The following is a 13,277-nucleotide window of genomic DNA, read 5'->3' on the forward strand; positions in this document are numbered from 1 at the left end:
GGTGCGATTCGAGTTCCGCGACGCGGCGCTCCAGCTGCGTGCGTTCGCGCCGTTCGCGCCAGCGGCGCAGGCGGGCGGGCAGCCAGGCGGCGAGGAAGGCGATCAGCGCCGCGAGCGTCACGACCCCCCACACCGGCAGGGCGCCCAGCCCGGGGAGGGTAATCGGGGTGGGGTTGGCCGCCTGGATCCACGCCACGTACGCGGCGGCGATCCCGAGCAGCGACAGCGACACGATGCGTCCGACCGGCATGGGAGACAGGATACCAGGGTGCGGCGTCGTCGGCGGGGGCGCGACGCCGGCCGGCGTGCGCTATCCTGTCGGGCCGTGACGTCGCCCCCCTCCGACGCGCCCCTCGCGGGCGCCGTGCCCGACCCGCTGCCCGCCGCCGACGCCGCCCCCCCGGAGCGGGGGACCGGCGACGCGCCGCGCGTGTTCGTCGCCATGTCCGGCGGCGTCGACAGCTCCGTCGCGGCCGCCACGCTGGTGGAGCAGGGGTTCGAGGTGGTCGGGTCGATGCTTCGCTTCTGGCCGGACGACCGCGAGGCGGGCGCCTTCGACACCTGCTGCAGTCCGGCGGCGGCGTACGACGCCCGCCGGATCGCCGACGCCCTCGACGTGCCGTTCTACCTGCTGGACGCCCGCGAGCTGTTCGACGACGTCGTCGTCGATCCGTTCGTGCCGGCGTACGAGGCGGGGGAGACCCCGAACCCGTGCGTGTGGTGCAACCGCGAGATCAAGTTCGGGCGGTTCGCCCGCCAGGCGCAGGCGGCCGGCGCGGAGTTCATGGCGACCGGGCACTTCGTGCGCCGCGTCGACGGGCCCGACGGCCCGGAACTCCATCGCGGCCTCGACGACGACAAGGACCAGACGTACTTCCTGTGGGCGTTGCCGCGCGCGATCCTGCCGTACCTGTTGTTTCCCCTGGGGGAGCGCACGAAGGCGGAGGTCCGCGCCCTCGCCGCGGAGCGCGGCTACGCGACGGCGTACAAGAAGAGCTCGTCGGGGTTGTGCTTCGTCGCCGATTCGGTGCAGGAGCACCTGCGCGCGCGGAGCGCCGCGACGCCCGGGCCGGTGGTGGACGCGTCGTGCGGCCGCGAGGTCGTCGGTCGGCACGACGGCGTCGCCTTCTACACCGTGGGGCAGAAGCGGGGCTTGGGGTTGTTCAAGTCGCACGAGCCGCGCTTCGTCCTCGACCTCGAGCCGGAGACGAACACCGTCGTCGTGGGGCCCCGCGCGATGTGCGCCTGGTCGCGCCTGCGGGCCGACGCGGTCAACCTGCTGCTCGACCCGGAGGCGCTGCCCGAACGCGTGCAGGCCCAGGTCCGCTACCGGACGACGCCGGTCCCCGCGCGCGTGACGTTCGACGGGACGCACCTCGACGTGCGGTTCGACGCCCCGCAGTTCGCCGTGACGGTCGGGCAGTCGGTCGTGCTGTACGACGGCGACCGGTTGCTCGGGGGCGGGGTCATCCGCGAGCGGCACGAGCCGGCCGGCTGACGCACGCCTCGCGCTAGCATGCGGGGGAGGAGGTCGCCATGGGGTACGCCCTGACGCTCGCCGTCGTCGTTCTGTCGATCGCAGGACTCGTCACCCTCTACAACCGCATCGTGACGCTGGAGAACCGCGTGGAGAACGCGTGGGGGCAGATCGACGTGCAGCTGCGCCGCCGGGCGGACCTCGTCCCGAACCTCGTCGCCACCGTCGAGGGGTACGCCGCGCACGAGCGGGAGGCGATCGAGGCGGTGTCGAACGCCCGCCGGCGCATGGTGGACGCGTCGGGTCCGGACGAGGGCGCGACCGCCGCGAACGAGCTCCAGCGGGCCCTCGGGCGGGTCTTCGCCGTCGGGGAGGCCTACCCGGAGCTGAAGGCGGACGCGACCTTCACCGACCTGCAGGCGCAACTGGCGGAGGTGGAGGCGAAGATCGCCTACGCCCGCCAGTTCTTCAACGACGCGGTGCTGCGCTTCAACGACGCCATCCGGACGATTCCGGGGGTGCTGCTCGCCCGACCCATGGGCAAACGCCCGCACGTCTACCTCGAGGTGGACGACGCGACCCGCGCCGTGCCGGACGCCCGGGTCGGCGACGCCTGAGCGCCCGCCCCGCCCCACGAAACGCGCCCCACCGAAGCCGGTGGGGCGCGTCGTCGTTCGGGTGGGGGTGGTCAGGCCTTCGGCGCGTCCTCGCCGTCGTCCTCGCCGTCGGCCGGGACGTCGCCCGCAGGCGCATCCGCCGCGGTGTCAGCGTCCGCGGTTTCGGGCTCCGGGGTCTCGGCGTCCGTTTCGCCGGCGGGGCGCTTGCCCTCGCGGAACGCCTGCGTCAGCAGCTGCGCCGCTTCGTCGGCATCGATGGCGTTCTCCGGGTCGGGGTCGGGCGTCGCCTCGGGGGCGTCCGCCTCGGGAGCCTCCTCGCTGGATGCCGCCTCGCTGGACGCCGCCTCGCTGGACGCCGCCTCGCTGGACGCCGCCTCGCTCGACGTCGTGTCGGTCGCCTCGACCGGCTCGGTGGGGGCCTCGCCCGCGTCGGCCTCGCTCGCCGCCGGTTCGGTCGCCGGTTCGCTCGCCGGGGCCTCGGGGGCCGGGGCGTCGCCCGCGTCGGCGGTCGCTTCGGGGGCGTCCCCACCTGCGGGGGCGCTCTCGTCGTCGGACCCTTCCGCGAGACCGAACTGCGCGAACAGGTCGGCGTAGACGTCCCCGAGCTTGGTCGTGGTGCGGCCGCTGTCGCCGGACTCGGCGTAGCTGTAGTCGTAGTCGATCTCCGAGCTGCGGCGTCCCCCGCGACGGCCCTTGCGGCCGCCGGCGGCGCCGCCGGCGCGCGGCCCGCCGGCCGCCGCGGCGTCCGCCGCCGCCGCTTCCGCGGTGTAGGGCAGCAGGCGCTTGCGGGACAGGCTGGCGCGCTGTTCGACGGGATCGATGTTGAGGATCACGGCGGTGATCTCGTCGCCGCGGTTGAAGTGATCGGTGATCGTCTCGATGTGCTCGTGCGCGAGTTCGCTGATGTGCACGAGGCCCTCGATGCCCTCCTCGATCTCCATGAACACCCCGAAGTCGGTGATGCCGGTGATCGGGCCGGTGAGTTCGGTGCCGGGCGGGTAGCGGTCGGGCAGCGAGCTCCACGGGTCGGGCTGCGTCTGGCGTAGACCGAGCGAGATGCGTTGCGCGTTCGTGTCGATCTTGAGGACCATCGCTTCGACCTCGTCGCCCTCGGTCAGCATCTCCTTCGGGTGACGGATGCGCTTGGTCCAGCTCATTTCGCTGACGTGAATGAGGCCCTCGAGGCCCGGCTCGATCTCGACGAACGCCCCGAACTGCGTGAGGTTCGTGACCTTGCCCGCGACCTTCTCGCCGATCGTGTAGCGGGTGAGGACGTCCTCCCACGGGTTGCGCACCAACGTCTTCATCGACAGGTTGATGCGCTCGCGCTCGAGGTCCATGTCGAGGATCTCGACCTTGACCGCGTCGCCGACCTTCACGACGTCGCGCGGGTGGTTGAAGCGGCCGTGCGTCAGTTCGCTGCGGTGCACGAGGCCGTCGACCCCGCCGAGGTTCACGAACGCACCGAAGTCGGTGATCTCGACGATTTCGCCGTCGAGGCGGGCGCCCGGCTCGAGCTTCTGCAGGGTCTCCGCCTTCTGTTCCTTGATCTCCTCTTCGAGGATGGCGCGCCGCGAGATGATGACGCGGTTGCGACGCCGGTTCAGTTCGATGATGCGCACGCGCATGCGTTGCCCGACGAACGGGTCGAGGTCGTTGACGCGGCGCACGTCCACCTGGCTGGCGGGCAGGAAGGCGCGGATGCCGAGGTTGGCGACGAGGCCGCCCTTGACCTTCTCGACGATCTCGACCTCGACCGGCTTCTCCGCCTCGAAGATCTCCTGAAGCAGGTTCCAGGCGCGTTCCTGGTCGGCGCGCTTCTTCGACAGAATGATCGCGTTGTTCGGGATGTCGGACCGCACGACGTAGACCTGGATCTCGTCGCCGGGCTGGAAGTACTTCGCCGCCTCGGTCGCGTCGGTCTCGAACTCGAACAGCTGGTTGTACGGCAGCAGCCCTTCGATCTTCGCGCCGACGTCGACGATGATGCCGTCCTGCGCCAGCATGATGACCTCACCGGTCGTGATCATGCCGCGGTGCACGGGCTTGCGCGCGAGCTGTTCGTCGCTCGCGGCGAGCACGTCCTCCATGGTCATTTCGTCGTCGCCGGTCGCGGCGGCCGCCGCAGCGGCGGGCTCGGACGGCGCGGGCTCGGACGGACCGGGCTCGGACGGACCGGGCTCGGACGGCGCGGGCTCGGACGGACCGGGCTCGGACGGAGCGGGCTCGGACGGACCGGGCTCGGACGGGGCGGCGTCGGACGGCGAACCGTCCGCGGGGGGGTCGGAGGATCCTGGAGTGGGGCTCGGTGCCTGCGCCTCCGCCGTGCTTTCGCCCTGCTCAGCAGCCGGTGAAGGGGTCGACTCGGGACGTTCCTCCGGGGCGTGATCGGTGGCCGGGATCGGGCGCTCCTCGGCCTGACGTTCAGATTCGTCCATCTAGAAAAGATCCTCCTTGGGATGGGAAGTAGCACGTCATTACAGCACATTCGCCCTCCCCCCCGCAAGGCGCGCCCCCCGCCCCACCGCGCGCGAGCGCGGCGGGGCGGGGGGCGGCCGGGGGCGGGGCCGACCTCAGGCGGGGATGGCGGCGGCGCGCAGCGCGCGGGCGATCGCGCGGGAGCGGCCCGCGTCGCTCGACATCACCGCGCCGTGCCCGAGCAGGTCGGCCACGAGCTGCGAGCGCCCCTCGAGACCGAGTTTTCCGAGGACGTTCGAGACGTGCGCGTTGATCGTCTTGAACGTCACGTCGAGGGCTTCGGCGACGCCCTTCGTGTCCTGCCCCAACAGGAGTAGCCGGACGACGGCCAGCTCCATCATGGTGAGGGGCGAGCGGTACTGCGAGGTGCGTTGCGCGGTCGCGGCGGCGTAGAGGCCGGCGATCACGCCGCGCCGGTCGCTGCCGACCGTCACGCCGGAGACGTGCGCGCTCGCCAGGACGTCGTGGTAGACGGGGTGGTGCGTCTGCGTCACCACCAGCGTCCGGGCCCGATCGACGCTGTTGAGCCCCTCGAGCTGCGTCAGCGCCCACGTGAGCGGGTAGTCGAGCACCACCTGCGCGACGCCCGGCGCGAGGTCCTCGGGGGCGGACGGCACCCCCTCGGGGACCGTCTCGGCCATCACGTCGGGCCGTTCGGTCACGTCCCGCAGCAGGTGCAGGTACGTGTCGTGGGAGGCGCGGACGCGGATCTTCAGGACGTCGTCGTTCATGGTCGACCACCTTTCGTGTGGTTTTCCCCCGATTGCTTCATCCTGGTCCGCCGGGCGTTACCCGCGCATCGCCTCCCGGGATGCGAACCGCGCCGCTGCGCGACGCTCGCCCAACCGGCCCCCGCCCCCGGCCGAGACCGCGGCGGGCGGGGCGGGCGGGAGCGCGGCGGTGCGACGTCGGGGGTGCGGGGCGAACGCGCGTCGGGGACGGCGCGTCGCGCGTCAGGTGGGGGGCTCGAGTTCGTCCGGCCAGGCGCCCCCTAGCGCCGTCCAGGCCGCCACCACGTCGGCGGGCACGTCGGCGCGGAAGGCGATCGGTCGGTGGTCGCGGGGGTGCGGCAGCGTGAGGCGCCAGGCGTGCAGCGCCTGCCGTGGCATCGCGCCGCTGGCGCGACCGTAGACGACGTCCCCGAGGATCGGTGCGCCGGCGTGCGCGAGGTGCACGCGGATCTGGTGGGTGCGGCCCGACCGGGGGGTGGCCTTGACGAGCGCGTGCCCGGCCGCGCGGGCCACCACCCGGAGGCGGGTGGTGGCCGGCTTGGCGTTCCCGCCCCCCACCGTCATCGACTGCCGCTGCACCGGGTGCCGGCCGATGGGCGCGTCGACCTCCACCTCGTCGGCGAGGTCCCCGACCGCGATCGCGACGTACTCCTTGACGGTATGGCGTTTCTTGAAGGCGTCCGCCAACGCGCGGTGCGCCGCGTCGTGCTTCGCGACGACCATGACCCCCGACGTGTCCTTGTCGAGGCGGTGCACGATGCCCGGCCGGTAGTCCTCGCGGTGCGGGTCGTAGACGTCCTCCTTCGCGAGCGCCATGCGCCCGAGGAGGGCGTTGACGACCGTCCCGGTCCGCACCGACGCGGTCGGGTGCGCCACGACGCCCGGCGGCTTGTCGATCGCCGCGAGGTCGTCGTCCTGGTACACGATCGCCACCCCGAGGTCCTCGGGTTCGACGAGGTCCGGGACGTCCGGCGGGCGCTGGACCGTGACGATCTCCCCGCCCCGCAACGTCGTCGCGGGCTTGCCGACCGGGGCGCCGTCGAGCGTCACGTGCCCGCCGTCGACCAGGTCCTTCGCAGCGGTCCGCGACGTCGCCAACGCCTGCGCGATGGCGACGTCGAGGCGTTCGCCGGCGGGCGCTTCGAACGCGTCGATCTCCACGCCCACGAGTGTAGCGCCGCCCCGGTGCGCCGGGGCGCGGGCGCTATACTCGGCGGGTGCCGCACCTCCCCCTCGCCCTCGACGCCATGGGCGGCGACCGCATGCCGGACGCCGCCGTCGACGGCGCCCTCGCCGCCGTTCGCGACCCCGGCGACGGTCTCCGCGTCCTGTTGGTCGGCGACGAGGCGGCGCTCCGCGCCGCCCTCGATGCGCGGCCCGAGGCGGCGGAGGCGCTCGCGTCGGGCGCCCTCGCCGTCCGCCACGCCCCCGACGTCGTCGCGATGGAGGAGGCCGCCACCGACGTCCGCCGCCGCACCGGCAGCAGCGTCCGCGTCGCCGCCGACGCCGTGAAGGCCGGCGACGCCGCCGCCCTCGTGTCGATGGGGCACTCCGGCGCGACGTTGGCGACCGCCCTCCTGGCGTTCGGTCGGGTGCGGGGCCTCGACCGGCCCGCCATCACCGCGACGTTGCCGGCCGCCGCCCGGCCGGTGACGCTCCTGGACGTCGGCGCGAACGCCGACGCGAAACCGCGCATGCTGCAGCAGTTCGCGGTGCTCGGCAGCGTCCACGCCCGCCTCGTGCACGGCGTGGAACGCCCGACGGTGGGGCTGCTGTCGATCGGTGAGGAACCCGGCAAGGGCAACGAACTCGTGCGCGCGACGTACCCGCTGCTCGAGGCGACGCCGGGCGTGGCGTTCCACGGCAACGTCGAGGGCCGCGACCTGCTCGAGGGCACGACCGACGTCGTCGTCACCGACGGCTTCACCGGGAACGTCGCGCTGAAGCTGGCCGAGGGCGAAGCGCGCGTGTTGTTCCGCTGGATTCGCGAGGCGCTCCGCGCCGGACCCCGCGCGATGCTCGGGGGCTGGTTGGCGAAACCGGCGTTGCGGGGGATCGGGGCGCGCCTCGACCCGTCGACGTACGGCGCGCAACCGCTGCTCGGGGTGAAGGCCCCGACCTTCATCGGGCACGGCAGCGCCGACGCGCGCGCCGTCGCGAACGCGCTTCGCTTCGCGGCGCAGGCGGTGCGCGACGACCTGGTCGGGCGCACCTCGACCGCGCTCGCCGACGCGGCCGCCGCCGACCCGCACGACGCTCCCGACGGCTGAGCCCTACTCGGCCTGCGGCGCCCGACCGTCCCGCGCGAAGGTCCACGCCACCGCGCGCGCCTCGAGGTCGTCCAGCGCCCCGACGTGCGCCGCGCGAAGCACGTCGGCGTCGGGGTCGAGGCCCGCCAGCGTCAGCAGGTCGAAGGCGACCACCTCGCTGCGCCGCGCGACGTACAGGTAGTCGTACGGCCCGACCGTCGCGTCGCGCGGGTCGAACGCCGACCCCTGCACCACCGCCGCGTCGCTCGCCTCGGCGCCGACGTCGCGTACGAAGGCGATCCCGCGCGGGGTGCGGGCGTACGCCGCGCCGCTCCCCGCCCGCCCGCTGCGCGGCCCGAGGTCGACGACGCCCGTGAACGTCGCGTCGTCGTCGGTCCGCCACTCCGCGCTGCGGGCGCCGTCGTCCGCCGCCACCGCGAGCAACGCGTCGTCCTCCAGCACCACCAGGCCGCTGCCGCCCACCCCGAGGCCGGTCGCGTCCTCGTACGGCCCGAGGTCGGCGAACGTCGTGACGTCGGCCGGCGCGTCGAGCGCGCGGGTGCGCACCGCGGCGCTCGCGCCGCGCGTCACCCACGCGAACCGCTCGCGGCCGTCCAGCACCGCGAAGGCCGGCGTGGCGGGCGCGTCGTCGCTGCCGACGCTCGCGAAGGCGCGCGTCCCGTCCGGGCGCGCCTCGATCAGGAGCGCCTCCGGCACCCCGGTCGCGTCCCCGCACGCGCGGGCGTCGTGCGTCACGCCGACCCAGTCGCCGTCCGCGGCGACCGCCAGACCGGTCGCGCACAGCGCGTCGGGCCCGTCGAACCCCGGGAGGGCCGCCGCGACCCGCGCCCCGAGATCCAGCGTGCGGAGCCGCACCAGCGACGCGGGGTCGGCCAGGTCGAGCGCCGTCGCGTCGAACACCGCGACGCGGTCGGCGCCGTCGCGGTACAGCGCGTAGATGCGACCGCCGTCCTCGCGGACCTCCAGCGCCGTGACGGGCCCGGGGAGCGCCACGCGGAAGCCGTCGACCGCCGCCAGGGGCGGTGGGGCGTCGCCCGGGGGGCGCGGCAGGTTCGTCGCGACGACGTCGATCGCGCCGCTCGCGCCGTCGTCCGGCGTCCCCCCGACGAGCAGCGCGACGGGGGTCCGGGTCTCCTGCGTCCCGGTGCAGGCGCTGAGCGGGAGGACGAGCGCCGCCAGGGCGACGAGGGCACGAAACGTCGGGCGGGATGGCGTCACGGGGCGGGGTCGCGTCACGGGCTGTCCTCCTCCTCGCCCCACGGCACCGTGGGGCCGTCGTCGAAGCGCAGCACGCGCCCCTCGCGCGTGCCCGGCCGGCCGAGCGTCAGGACCACCTCGCCGCTGCGCGTGTCCCACCGGGCGTACGCCGCCCAGCAGCAGCGGTCCCACGCGGCGAACAGGGTGGGGCGCGGGTCGAGCTGCAGGTCGTCGGCCGGGTCCTCCGCCCGCACCTCCCACGTGTCGTCCAGCGTCGCGCCCACCGTCCAGGCGCGGTTCGGGCGGACCGTGAGGGTCACCGCCTCGAACGCCAGTTGGCCCGACGCGACCGCCTCCGACGCGAGGTCGTACCGACCGCGGTACCCGAAGCGGCCCTGCAGCCCCACGCTCCGGAGGACGTCCAGCCCGACCGTGAGGTTGGCGCGGCGCAGGTACGCGCCCGGCTGCGCGTCGTCGCGGAGCGGCACGTCGAGGAACGCCTCCGCCTCGGCCTGCAGCGCGCCGGTGAACGCACTGCGGTCGCCCAGCTGCAGCGACGCCTCGAAGCGGGTGTCGCGCCGTTCGCGCGCCGCCGCCTCCTGCGGCACGAACGTCGCGCGCCACTCCGCGCGGAAACCGACGCCGTCGAGCCCGCCGCCGTCCTCGAGGCGGAGGCGTACGTCCCGTGCGGCGGTGGCGTCCTCCGGCAGGCCGATCGCGTCGCCCGGGAGGAACGGCACGCCGTCGAGCTGCGCGGCGACCCCGTCCCCCCACGCGACCCGGAGCCGGTGCGTGCCCGGCGCGGCCCCGGCCGGCCCGTACGTCTCGGTCACCTCCGCACGGACCGGGCCCAGGTCCGCGGTCGCGGTGTAGCGCACCTCCGACGTTTCCTCGAGCGCGTCCCCCTCGGGATCGAAGCGCCAGCGCGCCGCGAGGCTCGGGACGCGGTCGCCGCGCGCTTCGGTCCCCACCGTCGCGCGGAGGGTGACCGGGTCCCACGCGAAGGTCGCCCCCTCCGCGCGCGCGGCGTCGGTGCGGTCCTGCACCCACCCGGCGTCCAGCGACGCGGTCGCGACGTCCGGTACGCCGGCCGACGCCTCCAGCGTCCCTTCGCTCGCGTCGGCGGGCGGGTCGCCCCGCTCCGCCTGGGGGCGTTCGAGGTCGAGGTCGATGCGTTGATCGACGGCGGCGCGCGCCTCGAAGCGCCCGTCCGGCGTGCGGAGCGACGCGGCGACGTCCAGCGTCCCGCGGTCGCGGAGGCGCGGGTCGGCGCGGTGCACCGCCCGCAGCGACGCGACGTCGACCTCCCCGAACGCCGTGAGGGTCACCTCCGTCGGTTGCCACCCGACCTCGTCGGGCGCGCGGTCGTCGACGAACGTCCAGCCGGCCGACCCCTCCAGCCGCGTCCCGGGCGCGACGCCGGGGAGCGGCACCAGGTCGCTGCGGACGCGCAGGTCGGCGCGGGTCCGGAGCGACGCGCGTTCGAACGCGAACGGCGTCTCGCCCTCCACCGTCGCGCGCTGCAGCTCGAGGCCGAACGCGCCGTAGGCGTCGAGCGACAGGTCCGCCTGGAGGCGCGACGACCAGTCGACCTGCCGCTCGCCGGAGCCGTAGTAGCGCCCCCGGAAGGCGTTCTCGCCGCGCACCTCGAGGTTCCCGAGGCGCGCGCGGTCGAGCACCAGGCGGTGGCGGACCTCGATCCGTCCGTCGCCGGTCACGTCCCCCCCGAGCGCACTGCGGTTCGTGGGGTCGGGCGCATCCTGGAAGGTGCCGACGTCGACCGCGACGTCCTCCCACCGCCACGGACCGAAGCCCAGCGTCGCGTCGCCCCCGTCCACCCGCACGGCGAACGGCGTCGCGCGGGGGGTGTCGCGGTCCTGCCACGAGGGGCGCGTCCCCGCGTCGGGGTCGCGCAGGAGCGGGAGGCGGGTGCGGTAGGTCGCGCGCAGCGGCCCGAGGTCGGCGCCCACCCGCCACTCCGCCTCGAGCAGGTCGGGACGCGCGTCGTCGTCGCGGGCCAGGCGCAGCGACACCGACGGGTCGCTCGACGCGGCGTCGGTCGCGTACGTCGCGTCGAACGCCAGGCGTTCCTCGGCGAGGACGGTGCCGTCCTCGCGCGTCCACTCCGGCTGGTAGCGGACCCGCAACCGACCGGCGCCGCGCGCGTCGTAGAAGCGGTGGTCGACGCTCGGGGCGAGCGACGCGTCCTCGATCTCCCCGCCGAGAATGCGGCCGTCGAAGAACCCGGCGGTGGCGGGGTTCACGTCGAGGCGCAGGCGGGCGGTGGCGGTCCCGAAGGCGTTCGTGCCGGCGACGTACGGCCAATCGACCCGCACGAGGGCGGGCGCGTCCGCGTCACCGGACGCGATCTCGAGCCGCGGGGAGCGCGCCTCGTCGGCGAGCGGCAGCACCAACAGGGGGAAGGCGAACACCGGCACGTCGCGGATCGTCACGACCACGCCCCACGCGACCAAGCGGTCGCCGGGCAACAGCTCGATGCGGCGCGCGGAGAAGGCGTAGTCCTCGACCTCCTGCCCGCACCGCGCGCACGGCGCGAGGCGGCCGGCCATCACGGAGATGCGGCCCTCCACCCGCCGGGCGCCCTCCCCGACGACGTACACGTCGTCGGCGATCACGACCATGTCGTCGCCGTCCAGACGCCCGCCGCGAAGCTCGACGCGCAGGTCCTCCCCCACGATCGTTTCGCCGGGCCGCTCGACGCGGCCGCGCCCCACGATGCGGACGACGCCCTCGGCCGGGTCGAACTCGAGCCGCGACGCGGTGACCGTGACGTCCTCGTCGTCCAGCACCACCCGCCGCCCGGTCACGACGTACACCGTCCGGGTCGCGCCGCCCGGGAGGGGCACGGTGCGGACCTCGAGGCGCGCGTTCGGGTCCTCGCCCGTGCGGATCGTCACGGTCTGCGCCGCGGCGGTCCCGAGCGCCGCCGCGAGCGCCACGAGCGCGACGAGGGTCGCCCGCGCGCGCCGACGCGCGCCCGTCACCGGCGCCACGTCCACGCCAGCAACGCCGTGCCGGCCGCGAGGTACGTCGCGAACGGCGCCCAGCCCGCCGCCCACGCCGGGACGGTGCCCTGCGCCCCGAGCAGTTTCGTGACGCTCCACGTCGCGTAGTACGCGAACGTGAGGCCCAACACCGACACCCACCCGACCGGCGCTTCGCGCCGGACGCCGGTCATGGCGACGGCGAGCGCGAACACCGCGAACGCGACCGCCGCCAGCGGTTCGGCGGCCTTGCGGTGCAGCGCCGTCCAGGCGGCCGGGTCGCGGCGGTCGGCGCGGAGGCGGTCGGCGAGCTCGCCGAGCGACAACGTCACCGGATCGACCCGACCGACGGCGGCGGCGGCGAGGTCGGTGACCGGGACCGTGCCGCGCTCGGCGCGCATGTCGAGCGACGGACGTCCGTCGCGGAAGGTGCGCACGCGCACCCCGTCCAGGCGCCACACGCCCGCCGCCTCGTCGAGGCGGCCGCGGTCCGCTTCGATCATCTCCCGCGGGCCGCGGCTTCCACCCGGCGCGAGGATCACGACGTCCTCCGCGCGGCCGCCGGGCGCCAGCTCCCCCAGGAACAGGCTGCGCCCCTGCGCGTCGCTGAAGAACGTGCCCTCCTGCAGGAACGTCGACGGGGCGGTCAAGAGGATCTCCTTCTGGACCTCCAGCGCGCGATCCTCCGCCCACGGCACCACCAGCTCGTTGTTGACGCCCGCCACCGCCGCGGTCGCGACGCCCGCGACGAGGAGCGGCCGCAACAGGGCGGCGGGGGACACCCCGAGCGCGAGCAGGGCCCGCAGTTCGCGGTCCGCGACGAGCCGGGCGAGCGCCAACAACGCCGCGAACAGAAGCGCCAACGTCAGGCCCGCCGACGCGGCGGCGGGCAACTTGAACAACAAATAGCGCGCCACCAGCCCCACCGGCGCGCCGCGCGCGAGGACGTCCGCCAGCACCCCCAACAGGAACTGCACCGTGAGCAGCACCAGCAGCACCGCGAGGCCCGCCAGGTACAGCGGCCCGATCTCCGCGAGGAGCGCCCGACCGAGGCGCGTCACCGCGCTCCGCTCCGCACCGCGAGCGCCACCCCGAGCGCAGCGACGACGGCGGGCGTCGACCAGGCCGCCACGATCGGCCCGACCACCCCCTGGTCGAACAGGGCGGCGGTGAACGTCCACACCGCCCAAAAGCCCGCGACCAGCACGATCGTCCACGCCACGCCCCCCGCCCGCCCGCGCAGACCGAGCGCCAGCGAGGCGGCGACGAGGACGAACACCGCGGCGCTCGCGGCGTCCGCCAAGCGGCGGTGCAGGTCGAACCGCAGGTCGCGCACGTCGATGCCGGCGGCGCGGCCGTCCGCCATCCGTTCGCGCAACTCCCCGAGCGTGGAGGTCTCGCCCTGCGCCAGCGACGCGGTCGGGTCGACCCCGAGCGGGAAGGCCAACGTCGCCGGGGCGCGCGCCTCCGGCGCGCCGGACGGCGGGATCCGCCAGCCGTCG

At 75.1% G+C, this 13,277-nt stretch carries 11 protein-coding genes; 3 read left to right on the forward strand and 8 right to left on the reverse strand.

All coding sequences use genetic code 11. The annotated features are described in order from the left end of the window. On the reverse strand, positions 1 to 250 hold a 250-nt coding region (locus tag RI554_07710), incomplete at its 3' end, for a lipopolysaccharide assembly protein LapA domain-containing protein (GenBank protein ID MDR9391899.1). A 75-nt stretch (positions 251 to 325) separates the two neighbouring features. Here RI554_07710 and mnmA point away from each other — a divergent pair. Further along, positions 326 to 1,498: a tRNA 2-thiouridine(34) synthase MnmA gene (mnmA, locus tag RI554_07715; protein MDR9391900.1), complete on the forward strand. Its 1,173-nt coding sequence runs from the start codon at positions 326 to 328 to the stop codon at positions 1,496 to 1,498. A gap of 38 nt (positions 1,499 to 1,536) precedes the next feature. After that, the gene (locus RI554_07720) at positions 1,537 to 2,094 is read left to right on the forward strand and encodes a LemA family protein (protein MDR9391901.1); all 558 of its coding nucleotides are present in this window, start codon (positions 1,537 to 1,539) and stop codon (positions 2,092 to 2,094) included. A gap of 71 nt (positions 2,095 to 2,165) precedes the next feature. On the opposite strand, the gene RI554_07725 is transcribed toward RI554_07720, so the two are convergent. The 3 genes from RI554_07725 to RI554_07735 form a co-directional block, all read right to left on the reverse strand. Beyond that, positions 2,166 to 4,532 carry a 30S ribosomal protein S1 gene (locus RI554_07725; GenBank protein MDR9391902.1) on the reverse strand — a complete coding sequence of 789 codons (2,367 nt, stop codon included), beginning with the start codon at positions 4,530 to 4,532 and terminating at the stop codon, positions 2,166 to 2,168. A 135-nt stretch (positions 4,533 to 4,667) separates the two neighbouring features. Beyond that, on the reverse strand, positions 4,668 to 5,303 hold the full coding sequence (locus RI554_07730) for a helix-turn-helix transcriptional regulator (GenBank protein ID MDR9391903.1): 636 nt from the start codon (positions 5,301 to 5,303) through the stop codon (positions 4,668 to 4,670). 222 nt (positions 5,304 to 5,525) lie between these two features. Next, a complete protein-coding gene (locus RI554_07735; protein ID MDR9391904.1) occupies positions 5,526 to 6,464 on the reverse strand; it encodes an RluA family pseudouridine synthase in 939 nt (312 codons plus the stop codon). 56 nt (positions 6,465 to 6,520) lie between these two features. Between RI554_07735 and plsX the strand changes: the two genes are divergently transcribed. After that, positions 6,521 to 7,573 (forward strand): phosphate acyltransferase PlsX, encoded by a 1,053-nt coding sequence (gene plsX, locus RI554_07740; protein MDR9391905.1) that lies wholly within the window; start codon positions 6,521 to 6,523, stop codon positions 7,571 to 7,573. A gap of 3 nt (positions 7,574 to 7,576) precedes the next feature. On the opposite strand, the gene RI554_07745 is transcribed toward plsX, so the two are convergent. From RI554_07745 to RI554_07760, 4 genes are all read right to left on the reverse strand, one after another. Continuing rightward, a complete protein-coding gene (locus tag RI554_07745) occupies positions 7,577 to 8,809 on the reverse strand; it encodes a hypothetical protein (protein MDR9391906.1) in 1,233 nt (410 codons plus the stop codon). Further along, the gene (locus RI554_07750; GenBank protein MDR9391907.1) at positions 8,806 to 11,775 is read right to left on the reverse strand and encodes a hypothetical protein; all 2,970 of its coding nucleotides are present in this window, start codon (positions 11,773 to 11,775) and stop codon (positions 8,806 to 8,808) included. The genes RI554_07745 and RI554_07750 overlap by 4 nt, the downstream gene beginning before the upstream one ends. Beyond that, on the reverse strand, positions 11,772 to 12,836 hold the full coding sequence (locus RI554_07755) for an LptF/LptG family permease (protein MDR9391908.1): 1,065 nt from the start codon (positions 12,834 to 12,836) through the stop codon (positions 11,772 to 11,774). The genes RI554_07750 and RI554_07755 overlap by 4 nt, the downstream gene beginning before the upstream one ends. Beyond that, on the reverse strand, positions 12,833 to 13,277 hold a 445-nt coding region (locus RI554_07760), incomplete at its 5' end, for an LptF/LptG family permease (GenBank protein ID MDR9391909.1). The genes RI554_07755 and RI554_07760, both read right to left, overlap by 4 nt.

Source organism: Trueperaceae bacterium (assembly GCA_031581195.1).
Taxonomy (GTDB): Bacteria; Deinococcota; Deinococci; order Deinococcales; family Trueperaceae; genus SLSQ01.

What these genes read in the sequence shown, in the direction of transcription:
- RI554_07720 (MDR9391901.1), top strand. Translation starts at nt 1,537, where the DNA reads ATGGGGTACGCCCTGACGCTCGCCGTCGTCGTTCTGTCGATCGCAGGA.
- RI554_07725 (MDR9391902.1), bottom strand. Translation starts at nt 4,532, where the DNA reads ATGGACGAATCTGAACGTCAGGCCGAGGAGCGCCCGATCCCGGCCACC.
- RI554_07730 (MDR9391903.1), bottom strand. Translation starts at nt 5,303, where the DNA reads ATGAACGACGACGTCCTGAAGATCCGCGTCCGCGCCTCCCACGACACG.